Origin of the sequence: Anaerohalosphaera lusitana, assembly GCF_002007645.1 — a bacterium.
Taxonomy (GTDB): domain Bacteria; phylum Planctomycetota; class Phycisphaerae; order Sedimentisphaerales; family Anaerohalosphaeraceae; genus Anaerohalosphaera; species Anaerohalosphaera lusitana.
Map to the genome: position 1 here is coordinate 1,115,254 of NZ_CP019791.1, position 14,211 is coordinate 1,129,464.

General features: G+C 53.9%; 10 protein-coding genes and 2 pseudogenes. 10 read left to right on the forward strand and 2 right to left on the reverse strand.

Translation table 11 applies throughout. The features are described from left to right. Positions 1-74 precede the first annotated feature (74 nt). The 8 genes and pseudogenes from STSP2_RS04795 to STSP2_RS04825 all read left to right on the forward strand — a co-directional run bounded on the left by STSP2_RS04795 (position 75) and on the right by STSP2_RS04825 (position 9,685). On the forward strand, positions 75-695 hold the full coding sequence (locus STSP2_RS04795) for a hypothetical protein (protein WP_146660346.1): 621 nt from the start codon (positions 75-77) through the stop codon (positions 693-695). 275 nt (positions 696-970) lie between these two features. Continuing rightward, the gene (locus STSP2_RS04800) at positions 971-1,531 is read left to right on the forward strand and encodes a hypothetical protein (RefSeq protein WP_146660347.1); all 561 of its coding nucleotides are present in this window, start codon (positions 971-973) and stop codon (positions 1,529-1,531) included. After that, complete coding sequence (locus STSP2_RS04805) at positions 1,531-2,121, forward strand: GrpB family protein (RefSeq protein ID WP_146660348.1); 591 nt, start codon at positions 1,531-1,533, stop codon at positions 2,119-2,121. The genes STSP2_RS04800 and STSP2_RS04805 overlap by 1 nt, the downstream gene beginning before the upstream one ends. 219 nt (positions 2,122-2,340) lie before the next feature. Next, positions 2,341-3,471 carry a hypothetical protein gene (locus tag STSP2_RS04810; RefSeq protein WP_146660350.1) on the forward strand — a complete coding sequence of 377 codons (1,131 nt, stop codon included), beginning with the start codon at positions 2,341-2,343 and terminating at the stop codon, positions 3,469-3,471. A 53-nt stretch (positions 3,472-3,524) separates the two neighbouring features. Further along, positions 3,525-4,694 carry a hypothetical protein gene (locus STSP2_RS04815; protein ID WP_146660352.1) on the forward strand — a complete coding sequence of 390 codons (1,170 nt, stop codon included), beginning with the start codon at positions 3,525-3,527 and terminating at the stop codon, positions 4,692-4,694. A gap of 462 nt (positions 4,695-5,156) precedes the next feature. Beyond that, positions 5,157-6,302: pseudogene (locus STSP2_RS18015) on the forward strand (DPP IV N-terminal domain-containing protein); the annotation flags it as partial. A gap of 927 nt (positions 6,303-7,229) precedes the next feature. Continuing rightward, positions 7,230-8,342: pseudogene (locus STSP2_RS18020) on the forward strand (prolyl oligopeptidase family serine peptidase); the annotation flags it as partial. An 86-nt stretch (positions 8,343-8,428) separates the two neighbouring features. Then, on the forward strand, positions 8,429-9,685 hold the full coding sequence (locus STSP2_RS04825; RefSeq protein WP_146660356.1) for a leucine-rich repeat domain-containing protein: 1,257 nt from the start codon (positions 8,429-8,431) through the stop codon (positions 9,683-9,685). A 214-nt stretch (positions 9,686-9,899) separates the two neighbouring features. Here STSP2_RS04825 and STSP2_RS18025 read toward each other — a convergent pair whose 3' ends face one another. Beyond that, positions 9,900-10,274, reverse strand: a complete 375-nt coding sequence (locus tag STSP2_RS18025; RefSeq protein ID WP_418202205.1) for a DUF4186 domain-containing protein — start codon at positions 10,272-10,274, stop codon at positions 9,900-9,902. Between the two features lie 464 nt (positions 10,275-10,738). Then, the gene (locus tag STSP2_RS04835; protein ID WP_146660357.1) at positions 10,739-10,972 is read right to left on the reverse strand and encodes a DUF2905 domain-containing protein; all 234 of its coding nucleotides are present in this window, start codon (positions 10,970-10,972) and stop codon (positions 10,739-10,741) included. Positions 10,973-11,506: 534 nt separating this feature from the next. Between STSP2_RS04835 and STSP2_RS04840 the strand changes: the two genes are divergently transcribed. Further along, positions 11,507-12,775 carry a porin gene (locus STSP2_RS04840; RefSeq protein WP_205848003.1) on the forward strand — a complete coding sequence of 423 codons (1,269 nt, stop codon included), beginning with the start codon at positions 11,507-11,509 and terminating at the stop codon, positions 12,773-12,775. Positions 12,776-13,012: 237 nt separating this feature from the next. Further along, positions 13,013-14,203, forward strand: coding sequence for a quaternary amine ABC transporter ATP-binding protein (locus STSP2_RS04845; RefSeq protein ID WP_146660359.1), 1,191 nt, complete (start codon positions 13,013-13,015; stop codon positions 14,201-14,203). Positions 14,204-14,211 lie beyond the last annotated feature (8 nt).

Genomic DNA, 14,211 nt, shown 5'->3' on the forward strand with positions numbered 1-14,211 from the left:
TTTTAGTTTTTCAGTTATCATGAGCTTTTGGGCGTAGGGATTTAGTGGGATCATGTATTAGAGGGAGATCTGTGATGGGTACTTTGAGAACAATTGTAATTTGTGGGTGTGTTTGTGTTTTGATGGTGTCGGCTGGGTGTCTGCCGGAGTTTGAGAATCCGCTGCCCGAATCGCGGGCCGAGGAGGTAAGCGGTGAGCTTTTGGGGTGCTGGTGGCGGACGCTGGAGGACGGGACGGTTCAGCAGGTATCCTTTTTGCCGAGGGCGGAGAGTAAGAAGTTCGATGCTGTTTTTGCTTTCGGGATAAAGAGCAAGGACGGAGCGGCGGTCGATATGTTCGAGGTTTACAGTGTTGATCTGGGCGAGAGTTTTTTGTGTGCCCAGAAGCAGGTTATGGGTGAGCGGCGGATGGAAGAGGAACAGCCTTATTTCATTATGAATTACGAGGTGCGTGAGGATGGTCGGCTGGAGATACGGATGCTGTCGCTGGAGAAGTTCAAGGCGGCTGTTGAGGGCGGTGAGCTTGCGGGGACGGTTAAGGAGAAGGACGAGAGTTCGCGACGGCCTTGGGATGTGGTCGAGGTGAGTGCTTCGGGTGAGGAGGTTGCGGAGTATATCGAGAAGACGCCGGTGAGCGAGCTGGTGACGGATGATGAGGATCTGCTGCTGGTGTTTGAGCGGACGCCGGGGTTTTGAGTGAGGCGGGCTTGATAAAATATTGTGAGATAATTTTTGCTGGGCCGTACTGTTTTGGAAGTCGGTCCGGCATTTTTTTTTGATCAAGGAATAATGGGCAGCATGCAGTTGGGCCGCCGCAGAATTTAACAGCCGCGCCTCCGACGAACTTTTGGGAGGGTCCATTCTCGGCGAGCTGTGAAATTATGCGGCTGGGGAGTCCGGTGGAGCAGGTTTTAACATGTATGATTTCTACCGTTGTTTCACTATGAACGTTTTTAATTTGGAGGCAGGTTATGAGCAGGGATGTTAAGAAACTGGTGGTTGGGGTGGTTTTGTTTGTGCTGGGCGGTTTGGTTGTGCCGGTGGCGGGGTTTGTGTTTTTCTTTTATCCGATGGTGAGCGCGGAGCCTGCGGCGCGGTTTGTTGCGCCGGCTAATGTGCGGGTGGAGATCGAGGAAGCTGGGCGGTATGTGCTTTGGAACGAGTATGAATCGATTTACAAGGGGCAGACTTTTGCGGTGGATGAGGATCTGCCGAGCGGGATCAGTATGTCGTTTGTCGGGCCGGCGGGGGTTGGAGATGTGGAGATGGATGCGGCGATGAACAGTTCGGTGAGTACGCCGAGCACGGAGAGGAAGTCGGTGGGTGTTTTCGAGGTGGACGAGCCTGGGCGGTATGTTTTGAGTGTTGCGGGTGAGTTCGAGGCGCGGGTGTTTTCGCTTCGCAAGAGCGTGCTGTATAGGTCGCTGATGGCGGGGCTTGGGGTGCTGGCGGTTTCGGTGCCGTTGTCGCTTGCGGGGATCGGTTTGGGTGTTGCGGGGATCGCGGGGATGGTGAGGTCGAAGGGGGAGTGATGGCTGACGGTCGAGAGGGTGAGACGCTTGCGGAGAAGGTTGCGCGTGTGGTGGCGGAGCGCGTGGAGGTGGTTGAGTATGATCCGCGGTGGCAGGGGATGTTTGAGGCGGAGCGGGAGCATCTGCGGGCGTGTCTGCCGGGGGATCTGGTGGGGCGGATCGAGCATTTCGGGAGTACGGCGGTGGAGGGGCTGGCTGGGAAGCCGATCGTGGATATGCTGGTGGAGGTGTTTGACCTGGAGCGGGTGAAGCGGGAGGTTGCGGGTGTGCTGGAGGGGCAGGGGTATGAGTATTTCTGGCGGCCGACGTGGGGTGATGACGGTGATCCTTTTTATGCGTGGTTTATCAAGCGGGACGGGGAGGGGCGGCGGACACATCATATTCACATGGTGGAGCCGGGGTTTGAGCACTGGGAGAGGCTGCTGTTTCGTGATTATCTGCGTGAGCATGTTGAGGTTGCGGGGGAGTATGCGGAACTGAAGCGTCGGCTGGAGCGGGAGCACGGCGGGGCCCGGGTTGCGTATACGGAGGCGAAGGGGGAGTTTATCCGGCGGGTGACGGAGAGGGCGAGGGGGTATTACGGGGGCTGATCATCAATAAATTGGGGATGTCGGGGGCGGTGTTTTCTTGCATATCTGTATTTATCGGGTATAATCGGGTTTGTCGGTTCGGTTTTGTATTTGTGCGGGCGTTTTTTTGCGGAGGGAGATTTTTTCCGTAACGTTTTGGCTGAATTGGTGTCTGATGTTGTGCAGGGCCGGTTTTTTTGGCGGCTTTTTGCAGATCTTCTATTTTTCAGGGAGGCAAGTATGAGCGGTAAGGTGAAGTTTCGGGTTGCGGTTATTGCGGCGGTTCTGTGTTTTGCGGGGTTCTGGGGCGGAGCGGGGTTTGCCGTGGAGGCGGTGGAGGAAGCGGGTTCGCGGACGCAGGATGAGCGGGCGGATGCGGTTGTAGGTACGGGGCTTGAGGGGGTTGAGTTTGTGGAGGTTGAGAAACCCTATACGGTTGGAAAAGACTCAGTCATGGATCGGGGGCCGATCGAGCCTCAGTTCATGGCTCGTTTTCATTTAAAATATAGCCTGGGGATTATTGAGGATGAATTTGAGGATAAGGCTGGTGAGATGCCTTCGGGTGAGAGATTCAGTGACGAACAGAAAAAATATTTGAAATACTGTGATGCGACTTCGAGCACGACCGGCTTTAGACCTCGGATCGAAGGGTATAGGCAATGGCGGCTCTATGCGGTTAGTGAGAGAGATGTGAAGCTGATGGTTAGAGCTTTTTTTGAGTATCTTGATTATTTGAGGAGAGGCCAGATTGATTCATTAAAGGAACAGAAAGAGGGGCTTTCTGGTGAGATCGAGAGGCTGGAGGGGGATAAGAAGCAGAAACAGGAGGAGCTTTCGGTGTTGGAAGGTCAGTTGGAGGAGGTCAAGGCGGAGAGTATTTATACGGAGTCGGATGAAGCGGGGCAGGCTGTTGGTCGGCTGACGAGTCGGATGGAGGAGCTGAAGCTTAAGATCGCAGGCCTGGAGGCGAAGGGGCTGGCGGCGGCTCGTGCGGTTGCGACTTTTACGGGTATGATCGAAGAAGAGAGGTATGCTGACATAAAGACGGAGCTGCTCAAGGCGGTTGTGGAGTACGAGAAGAAGAAAGCTGATGTGCAGGGTGAGCTGAGTGCCGCGAGCGGGGAGTATCGTCTGGCGGAGGAGATGCGGAAGGCGGCGAGTGAGTTTGCGAGGCTGCCGGGGCGGATGGATCGATTGCAGCATTCGATTAGAGCTTTTGATTCGGAACTGAAGGATGAGCGAGAGCGATTGGAACGGACGGAGCGGAGTTTGAAGAGGGCGGTTGAAGGTGACGGTAAGCCGCAGGTTTATGATGATAAGATTGAGGTGTTTAGTGTGGAGATTAGTGCACGGCATGGGACTGGGATGTAGTGATTGAATTTCGAAAACATAACAGCGATTTATTTTTTAATGGAGGCAATAGAATGAGCGGTAAGGTTACTTTGCAGATGTTTGTGGTTCTGGCGGTTGTTGGTTGTGTAATCGCGTTGTGGGGCGGTGCCGTGTTGGCGGCTGAAGAGGGGTCGGATGCCGGTGGGGAGCGAGCGGCAGATGTGATGGAGATCGCGGGCAAGGAGGTGGAGTTCGTGATGTTCGAGCCGGTGTATGAGTGGCGGATCGAGCCTTTTGAGAGGGGGCCGGTGGATCCGGGGTATGCGGCGAAGGTGATGATGAGGACGGACAGGGATATTTCCAGGAATGTCGAGTCGATCGATCTCGTCAACGGTATTTTGTCGACGGAAGCGGCTGAGGGGTTCAGCAGTGAGCAGAGGGACTTTTTGAAATATACGAGCGCGCCGCGATGTTTGCAGAGGCTGTACGCTCGGTATGGTGCGCAAACGTGGGTTGTGTTCGGTGTGAGTGAGAAGGATACGAAGCTGATGGTGAAGGCGTTTGCTCAGTTTGCGCGGGATTACGGCGAACAGTTTATCGAGGAGAAGCGGCAGAGGATGGAGGAACTGCAGGGGAAGATAGCAGAGCTTAAAGATAAGCGGGAAAAGAATGAGAAGCTGATCGAGGAATACCGCGAGCGGCTCGAGAAGGTCAAGGAGAGCACGATATATACGTCGGCACTTGAGGCGAGGGAGGCAGCGACGAGGTTGACTTCGCGGATGGAGGAGCTGAAGCTGGCGATCGCGGCGCTGGGGCCGAAGGCGGAGGTTTATGCGGGTACGCCGAAGGAGCTGGAGTTCAAGGCGGAACTGAAGGCGGCTGAGAATGAGTTCGAGGTCGTGAAGAAGATGCGGGATGAAGCGAAGGATCTTAGTGAGCTGCCGGGCAAGATAGATGCATTGTCATTGTCGGTTGAAGGAATAGTTACCCGAAGCATGCCAAATCGTCCAAGAGGACGTACACCAAACAGACGCACACCTGTGAGAAGGCCACCAGCCAGCAATACTCGCGGGTTGACGACCTTCAGAGGGACGGAGCTGGAGGGTTTGCGGCATGATCTGGAGGAGGTTGAGGAGTGGCTGTCTGAGCCGCATATTTCGCTGGTGCGTTCAGAGATATATGACGCGGTTTCGATACAGCCTGTGGAGGTTGTCGAGACGGACAGGAGGGATACTCCGTGGACGCCTGCGCGACGGCGGTAGTTTGATTAAAGTCGGTAAGTTAATTAAGAACGGTCGGCGGTTTCGTCGGCCGTTTTTTTTGGTATTTTGGTGATGGGTTGCGTTGAAAAAGGTTTTGCGGGGTTGGGGTGGTTTGGGTATTATTGGGGTGCTGGTTTTTTATTGTGGGTGATCCTTTTTGATTTGTGAGGTTATTTTATGTTTCGGTGTGATCCTGGCGGGCGGGTAGTTTGCGGTGTTTTGGCGGGAGTTCTTTTTTTGATGTGCGGGGTATTGATTGCGGGCGGTTCGGCAGAGGATTATGCTCGGGCGAATCGGCTGCGAGGGATGACGCGGGGGAAGGTTGTTGGGTCGAAGCTGGAGGCGCACTGGCTTGACGGGGGGCGGATGTGGTATCGTGCGGATCACGGGGACGGGGCGTATGAGTATGTTCTGGTGGATGCTGAGAAGGGCGAGAAGGGGGCCGCGTTCGATCATGAGCGGATGGCGGAGGCGTTTCGGAAGGCTGGGGAGGCGGACGTTCGGGCGGGTCGGCTTGGGATCGATGAGCTGAAGTTTGGGCCGGGGGATGAGTGGGTGGAGGTTACGAGGCGGGGGAAGGTGTGGCGTTATGATGCGGAGGGCGATGAGGTTGAGTTTGTGCGGTATGATGACGGGGGGCTGCTGCGTGCGATCGAGCCGGGGGAGGGGCCTGAGCGGAGCGGGGGAGCGAGGTACGATAGTTCGGTGACGTTCGTCAACTGCACTGATGAGACGGTGGAGCTATTCTGGCTGGATTCGCGGGGGGATCGGCAGAGTTACGGCAAGTTGGGCCCTGGGGATCAGATGGAGCAGCATACGTATGCGGGGCATGTGTGGGTCGCGGCGGATGAGATGGGGGAGGCGATCGCGAAGTATGTTGCGAAACGCAAGGCGGGGACGGCGCTGATCGGGAAGGACGTGGAGGTCGAGGAGAAGGAAGATCGGCGGGAGCGCACGCGGCGGGATCGGGCGGTTAGTCCGGATGGAGAGGTGCGGGCGTTCATTCGTGAGCATAACGTTTGGGTGCGGATGACGGACGGGGGTGAGGAGGTGCAGTTGAGCAGGGACGGGACGGCGGATCGGCCTTATACGGGGGAGTTTTATTTTTCGCCGGATTCGCGGAAGCTGGTGGTGATGCGGACGAAGAAGGGCGAGGAGCATAAGGTCTATATGGTGGAGTCTTCGCCGAGAGATCAGGTGCAGCCCAAGCTGCATACGATCGATTACTTGAAGCCGGGGGATGAGATACCGCTGGATCGGCCTTACCTGTTCGATCTGCGGGAGCGAGCGGATGTGGAGGTTGGTAACGAGCTGTTCGAGAATCCGTGGAGCATTACGCGGCTGGCGTGGGATGGGGATTCGGGGCGGTTTACGTTTGTGTATAATCAGCGCGGGCACCAGGTGCTGCGGGTTGTGGCGGTGGATGCGGAGACGGGGAAGGCGGAGGCGATAATCGATGAGCGGAGCGACACGTTTATATGCTATTCGAGCAAGATGTATTATCGGTATATGCAGAAGACGGGGGAGATGATATGGATGAGCGAGCGTGACGGGTGGAACCATCTTTATTTGTATGACGCGAATACTGGGGAGGTTAAGTGCCGGATCACGGGTGGGGCACCACGAAGGCACGAAGGACACGAAGGAAAGTTAGGTAAGAAGGGAAATAGGAGTCGCTTCGCGACGGCTGATCTTATGCTGGGTCTGCCTGCGGTGGATGACATTATGGGGAGGGATGACACTAATGGCGGGGCATTTGGTGATGCGAGTGCAGGGCGTGCATGCGGAGGCGATGTGTTCTCTGGGCCCCGGATCAAGTCCGGGGTGACAGTTGTTGGCGGGGATGATGAATTTGCGGTTGATCTTATGGTGGGTCCGCCTGGGGCGGATGACGTTATGGGGAGGGATGACACTAATGGCGGGGCATTTGGTGATGCGAGTGCAGGGCGTGCATGCGGAGGCGATGCGTTCTCTGGGCCCCGGATCAAGTCCGGGGTGACAGTTGTTGGTGGGGATGATGAATTTGCGGCGGTCGGTCCAGATGAGGACGGGCTGTTGGGGTCGTCGGGATTGAGATTGCCACGTCGCTTCGCTCCTCGCAATGACAGTGGTGGCGGGGCATTTGGTGATGCGAGTGCAGGGCGTGCATGCGGGGGCGATGTGTTCTCTGGACCCCGGATCAAGTCCGGGGTGACAGATGTTGGCGGGGATGATAAATTTGCGGCTGATTTTATGCTGGGTCCGTCTGCGGCGGATGACAATAATGGCGGGGCATTTGGTGATGTGGGTGCAGTGCGTGCATGCGGGGGCGATGCGTTCTCTGGACCCCGGATCAAGTCCGGGGTGACAATTGTTGGCGGGAATGACAAATTTGCGGCGGTCGGTCCAGATAAGGACGGGCTGTTGGGGTCGTCGGGGTTGAGATTGCCACGGGGTTTTGCCGCTCGCAATGACGGTCTTGTGTGCGGGGGTGATGGCAGTGTGGGTACAGGTCGGCCTACGGCGGCGGTTAGAGGAGGGGCGAAGGCGGATGAGGTTGAGGAATGGATCGCGAAGGGGGAATGGGTTGTGCGTGAGGTTGTGCGGGTGGATGAGGCGAAGCGTGAGATATTATTCAAGGCTGGGGGGATTTTGCCGGGGCAGGATCCGTACTATGTGCATTATGCGCGGGTGAATTTTGACGGGACTGGGTTGACGGTGCTGACGGAGGGGGACGGGACGCATGAGGTTGAGTTTTCGCCGGACGGGAAATATTTTGTGGACAGCTATTCGCGGGTGGATATGCCGGGGGTGCATGAGCTGCGGCGGAGTGAGGACGGGGAGCTGGTGTGTGAGCTGGAGCGGGCGGACTGGAGTACGCTGCTGGCGACGGGTTGGCAGGTGCCGGAGCGGTTCGCGGCGAAGGGGCGGGACGGCGAGACGGATATTTACGGGGTGATATGGCGGCCGACGAATTTTGATGCAAGCAAGAAGTATCCGGTGATCGAGAGTATTTACGCTGGGCCGCACGGGTTCTTTACGCCAAAGGGGTTCCGGTCGTACTATGGGCAACAGCGGCTGGCGGAGCTTGGGTTTATCGTGGTGAAGTGCGACGGGATGGGGACGAACGGGCGGAGTAAGGCGTTTCATGATGTTTGCTGGAAGAATTTGAAGGACAGCGGATTTCCGGACCGGATCGCGTGGATGAAGGCTGCGGCGAAGGATCGGCCTTGGATGGATGTGTCGCGGGTGGGGATATACGGCGGGTCGGCTGGGGGGCAGAGTGCTGCGTGTGCGGTGATGACGCAGGGGGATTTTTATGATGCGGCGGTTGCGGACTGCGGGTGTCATGACAATCGGATGGACAAGATTTGGTGGAACGAGCAGTGGATGGGGTGGCCTGTGGATGAGTCGTATGCGGAGAATTCGAACGTGACGCTGGCGAAGGGGCTGGAGGGTAAGCTGATGCTGACGGTGGGGGAGCTGGATAAGAACGTGGATCCGGCGAGTACGATGCAGGTGGTGGATGCGCTTATTCGGGCGGATAAGGATTTCGATCTGATCGTGTTTCCGGGGGGCGGACATGGTGCGGGCGGGTCGGCGTACGGGCGGCGGCGCAGGGCGGATTATTTTGTGCGGCATTTGCTGGGGGTGGAGCCGCGATATTAGAGGGGACGAAATTTTTTGTTACGTTGTTGCGGGTGGTGCGTCTTCATGTTTGAAAGACGAGTTGCGGTTAGATTTGGATTGATGATATGAGACGTTTATTGGTATTTGCTGTTATTTTGGTGGTTAGCGGGGCTGTGTTTGCGGTGGAGCAGGAGGCGGAGGATGTGCGATCGATCGTGGAGGGGATCGAGAATGCTGAGCTGCGGGAGCAGTTGCTGGAGGAGCTAGAGGAGAATCCGGAATCGGATTTAAGCAGTATCGGGCTTGACGGGTTAAATGATCTTGGCGGATTAGAGGAGTTGGCCAATATCGAAACGTTAGGTCTGGCGAAAAGCCAAGAAGTTGATATGAGCCCGGTCTCAGAGTTACCAAGTCTGGGGTGTTTAATGCTTTTTGATTGCACAAAGATTCTATGGAATTCAGATTCTTTAAACACAAGCTGTGAAGTCCTTGTGATTTCGAAATCCGATCTGAAAGAAATTGATTTCGTGAGCAAGCTGCCAAACCTTAAAATGATTTCTATCAGGGATTCAAGTGTCAACGATTTGTCTTCGATCAAAGCGTTGAAAGGACTCCGTATCCTTAGTTTAAAAAATTTTAAGGGCCAGAAAAACCTGGCATTTATAGGGGAGATGACTTCACTAAAGGGGCTTACAATTAAAGGAGTTGAGGCGCTAAAGTTCCCGAGTTTCTCAAAATTGCGACATCTTGAATGGCTTGATATTGCTGATGCCAATTCAGTTGACGTTAGAACAATCAACAGCAGAAATACTTTAAGAGAACTGTATTTGAAAAATGATCATATATCGAACATCTCATTTCTAAAGAGACTGCCGAACATTGAAATTGCGCACTTGGATGACAATCCAATCAAAGATTTTCGACCGTTATCTGCTCTGAAGAAGCTCAAAAACGTGTCTCTCAGCAATACTGGGTTCTCAGACTTCAAGGTACTTGGAGGAATGAGTGAGCTTGAGACTGTCTATGCTGAGGGGAATGGGATTGCGAGTCTGGACGATGCGGAAGAACTTATAGGGATCAAGAGTCTGCGTTTACGAAACAATAAGCTTAAGAGCTTGGCGGGAATAAAAGTGCTTAGCTCGCTTACAAGTTTGGATGTGAGAGATAATCGATTATCGAGCATTGAAGAAGTCGCTCATTTGAAGAAGCTGGGGGCGTTGTGTTTAAGTGGGAATAAAATCAAGAGCATTGCCCCTGTTGCGGAATTGAGCGAGCTATGGTTTTTGCAGTTGGATAGTAAATTACCCAATATGGAAGAGGCTCAGCAGGTTATTGGAGAATTGCGTGAGAGGAATCCGGATTTGTATGTCTGGTGGGATTAGGGTTATTCTTTCTCTTCTACTGGGAGTGGTGTTGGGTGCAGTTTGTTTTGTATGAGCTGTCGAAAATTATCGGCTTTGAGATTGCCACACCGCCTTTGGCGGCTCGCAATGACACCGTTTTATTGTTTGCGTGTTTGGCCCCTCAACCCTGATAGAATGGGTTTTGCAGGGTGTTTCTGCGATGGTAATTGGGATGATCAAGGGACTGTGGCGGCTAATTAAATTCGATTTGTTTTTTTAGCCATTGTTGGATGGTGTTTAGGATGTGGGTTTGCTGGGTTGGGGTTATTGGGGTGTGTTTTGGGATGTTGTGGTGTTTTTGGAGGCAGGAGCGGCAGCAGGTGGCGGTGGCGTGTTGGGCTATGAAGACGGGGTGATTGCGGAAGGGGGTTTGTTTGCCGTCGTTGGGCGGGTCGGCGGGTGCGATGCGGGTGGTGATGAAGTCGCGGGCGTGTTCCATGATGGTTGGCAGGCCCTTTTGCTGGAGGTAGGCGAGTTCGCGGTTCTTGAGGCGGAAGCGGGAGCGGAATTTTGAGCTTGCTAGGCGGGCGAAGAGTGCGTCGAGGTTTGGGGGCTGCCATGCGGGGATGGACGAGCCATTTAAATTTTTTGGCTTTGAGATTGCCGCGTCGCCTTCGGCTCCTCGCAATGACATTTTCTCAGGTGGGGCGGTGTTTGGGTGGTCCGTTTTGTTCGCTGGGTGGTCTCTCGCAGGCTGGGTCGCCTGCTCGGGTTTTGAAGAATGGAATCGCTTCGCGATGGTTGTTTTATGCTGGGCCCCCGCCTGCGCGGGGGTGGCAAATAGGGAGGGTTGCTCATTTCGGGTCGGCTGTTCGGGTTTTGGGGTGGGTTCGGGTTCGGTGCATATGAGATGGGCCTTGGTTGCGGTATCGGTCATTTGCTGATGTATTTGACTTGACCGTGCATGCGCCCCCGTGGTGTTCTCTGGGCCCCGGCTCGCAGGCCGGGGTGACGGATTTTTTGTATTCTTGGAGGTGCGCGGGTGTTCGCTGAGGTCGAAGAGGGTTGGGTGGTTTTTGTTTGGTTTTCGGGTCATTTTGAGAAGTGGTTTATGAGCCAGAAGATGGCTGTGAGGATGATGGAGAGGATTATTGAGGTTGCGAGGGGGAAGTAGAACTTGAAGTTTTTGCGATCGATGAAGATGTCGCCGGGGAGTTTGAACAGGCCGAGGCGGGGCAGGAGGATCATGGCCAGGCCCAGCAGGGCGATGAAGGCGGCGATGATCAGGAGGAGCTTGCCGAGTTGTTGTGGGTTGAAATTTTCCATCTTTTGAGGGATTTTCTTACAGTTCGCTGTTGTTTGACGATCCTAGAGACGTTTTTGCAAAGTTTTTTTACGGTCAGTCTATGTTACCGTAATGCGGGGTCGGATGCAAAGAGTGAAGGTGTTTTGTTTTGCAGAGACTCATGACGGTGTAGTCTCTATGAAGTAGGTATATTTGTCGAGTTTCTGTGAAAACCGCCTTCAGAAGCTGTACAGCGGGATTTTTTGTGGTAAAGACAGCAAATTTAACATTGTGTGTTTTGATGTCATAGAGTACCTTGCTTATAAGGAGTGTCAGTTGGGGTGTTTTGGTTATTACCTCCGATTGGCGACTAGTTTTGATGACTTTTTTGGATTTATCCTTGAGATTAGAGTTGATGGCCTATAGCATTTTTATGAACTGCAGGTCGGGGGGGCATCACTTTAGCGCGAAAGGGCGAGGTGTAAGATGCGGCAGCACGGACCAACCTGCAGAGACGGAGTCCGATGAATTTAAGCGTTTAAAAAAGATATTACTCTATTTGAAAGGGGCAGCAAGTGAGACATTATCTGGTTTTGTTTCTTGTTGTGTTTGGTTTGGTTCTGACTCCAGCATCGTTTGCTGAGCAGGATCAGGAAAATGACACGAATGTTGAGATCGTCGAGCCGAAGGAGTACGGTGAACAGACTCCTGTCGAGAAGAGCTGGGACGAACAGTTGATCCCGCTGCAGTTCGGCAAGGTCAAGGTCGGCGGTGCTTTCCGGTTCAACTACTACAACAAGGACTGGAACGATGACACTGAAGGCGATGTTGATCTTGATACGTTGCGTGTTAACTTCGACCTGGTCGACGCTGATCCGTGGATCGGTTCTGCTGAGTACAGGTGGTACATTCCTCAGAATCGGGGTGGTACAGGTCAATCTTACAGCTTCATCCATCACGCATGGCTGGGTTATGAGTTCACCGACGAAGAGCAGATCCAGGCCGGTGTACAACAGGTGCCGTTCGGTATTCTGCCGTATGCATCGCACAACTGGTTCTTCCAACTGCCTTACTATGTAGGTCTGGAAGATGATTATGATCTTGGTTTCAAGTACATCAAGAACGACGGCGACTGGAACATGCAGCTTGCGTACTATCCGATGGATGAGGGTCAGGGACGCGGTTACAGCAAGGACAGTGCAAGGTATTCCTATGATGTAGTTGAATCGGATTCTCTGAATTCAGCCAATGAAGAACGTCATCAGTTCAACGGTCGTGTGGCATACACTGCTCAGCACGGTCCGGACGCTGTAAGTGAGCTCGGTTTCTCGGGTCAGTATTCGGCCATCAAGAATAACGATACCGATCAGTACGGCGAACACTATGCTCTTGGGCTGCACCTTGACGGTCAGTATGGTCCGTGGGATGCGAAGCTGGAAGCTATCCGGTATGACTATAACCTTGACAATCCCGCAGGTGTGTCGGAAGATATAGTTGTTATGGGTGCGTATGACGCTCCTTATAACGTTGCGGCAACGGGAACGATGCTGGTTGCCGGTATCCAGAAGACTATCCCGGTTAACTGGGGTGAGATCGAGGAGATCAATGTTTACAACGACTACTCGGTACTGTTCAAGGACGACAGCGACTTTGAGAATTCGTACCAGAATGTAATCGGTATGTCTTTCGCGTTGAACAGGTTCTTTGTATATGTCGACTTTGCTATGGGTAAGAGGCATCCATGGCTGACTGGCGGCTGGACGAACAGTCTTGCTGACGGTTCCGGTGCTGACGGCGGCGACTGGCAGACACGGTTCAACGTTAATGTTGGGTACTACTTCTAACAGTCAAGCTGTAAGAGCAGCTCTTTGATATTAAGTGGTGAGTATGGCGGGGCCGGTGAATGCCGAGCCCCGTCTGCTCAGCCTTTTTTATTCAGGACGGCTTGATTAGAAGCCAAAAGCAGTTTTGAAACAGCTTCTAAGAATTTAAAGCGGTCCTTTGATGATCCGGCCGGCGGTTATTTGAGTGGGCCGGTCATCAAACGATCGATAAATGAACACGGATAGGAGCCTGTAACGATGTCATTATTGAGAATAGAAAAATTAGCGAAGATATTCGGCTCGCATCCAAAATCCGCATTGCCATACGTTGAAGAAGGTCTCAACCGTGAGGATGTACGTGAGAAGACGGGGCAGACTATCGGGATCGCGGATGTCAGTTTCGAGGTGGAGAAGGGCGAGATCCTCGTTGTGATGGGGCTTTCTGGAAGTGGTAAGTCGACGCTGGTAAGGTGCGTTAACAGGTTGATAGAACCTACGAGCGGGCGGGTCTATATCGGCGACGACGAGATCACTTCAATGAATCGCAAGCAACTGCTCGATATTCGCCGGCGGAAGCTGGGGATGGTATTTCAGCATTTTGCGTTGCTGCCTCACCGTACGGTACTGGAGAACAGTGAGTACGGTCTTGAGATCATGGGCGTTGAGAAGTCCCAGCGTACTAACAAGGCGATGGAGGCTTTGGAGATGGTCGGGCTGAAGGGATGGGAGAACCAGCTTCCGAGACAGCTTTCGGGTGGTATGCAGCAGAGAGTTGGGCTTGCGAGAGCTCTGGCGGTCGATCCTGAGATCATTCTGATGGACGAAGCGCTGAGTGCGCTTGACCCGCTGATCAGGACGGATATGCAGAATGAGCTGATCGATCTGCAGAGGAAGCTTGGCAAGACGATATTGTTTATTACGCACGATCTGAGTGAAGCGGTTAATATGGGTGACCGTATTGTGCTGATGAAGGACGGCAAGGTCGTACAGATCGGATCGGCGGAAGAGATATTGACGAATCCTGCTTCGCGTTATGTCGAGCGGTTCGTTGAGGACCTTGAGAAGTCGAAGGTGTTGCGGGCCGAGACGATAATGCGGCCTATACATGAGGTTGCGCATACCGGTGACGGTCCTCGGACGGTGCTTCACAAGATGCGTGAAGTCGGTGTTTCTACGTTATTCGTTACGGATGTGCACGGTGTATTGCAGGGGATCGTTCGTGCGGAAAAGGCGAGCGAATGTGCGAAAGCCGGAGATAAGGACCCAGCGCATATGCATGATTCGGATGTCAAGTCAGTTGGTCTCGATGCGAATCTGCAGGATGTGCTTGGGATGATGGTCGAGAATCGCGAGCCGGTAGCAGTGGTGGACGATGACAAGAAGCTCAAGGGAGTTATTGTGATCGGTCATCTGCTGGGCGCGTTGTCTGAGGAAGGCAATCAGAGCTAGAACGGTCC

What these genes read in the sequence shown, in the direction of transcription:
- STSP2_RS04825 (WP_146660356.1), top strand. Translation starts at nt 8,429, where the DNA reads ATGAGACGTTTATTGGTATTTGCTGTTATTTTGGTGGTTAGCGGGGCT.
- STSP2_RS04810 (WP_146660350.1), top strand. Translation starts at nt 2,341, where the DNA reads ATGAGCGGTAAGGTGAAGTTTCGGGTTGCGGTTATTGCGGCGGTTCTG.
- STSP2_RS04815 (WP_146660352.1), top strand. Translation starts at nt 3,525, where the DNA reads ATGAGCGGTAAGGTTACTTTGCAGATGTTTGTGGTTCTGGCGGTTGTT.
- STSP2_RS04805 (WP_146660348.1), top strand. Translation starts at nt 1,531, where the DNA reads ATGGCTGACGGTCGAGAGGGTGAGACGCTTGCGGAGAAGGTTGCGCGT.
- STSP2_RS04800 (WP_146660347.1), top strand. Translation starts at nt 971, where the DNA reads ATGAGCAGGGATGTTAAGAAACTGGTGGTTGGGGTGGTTTTGTTTGTG.
- STSP2_RS04835 (WP_146660357.1), bottom strand. Translation starts at nt 10,972, where the DNA reads ATGGAAAATTTCAACCCACAACAACTCGGCAAGCTCCTCCTGATCATC.
- STSP2_RS04795 (WP_146660346.1), top strand. Translation starts at nt 75, where the DNA reads ATGGGTACTTTGAGAACAATTGTAATTTGTGGGTGTGTTTGTGTTTTG.
- STSP2_RS04845 (WP_146660359.1), top strand. Translation starts at nt 13,013, where the DNA reads ATGTCATTATTGAGAATAGAAAAATTAGCGAAGATATTCGGCTCGCAT.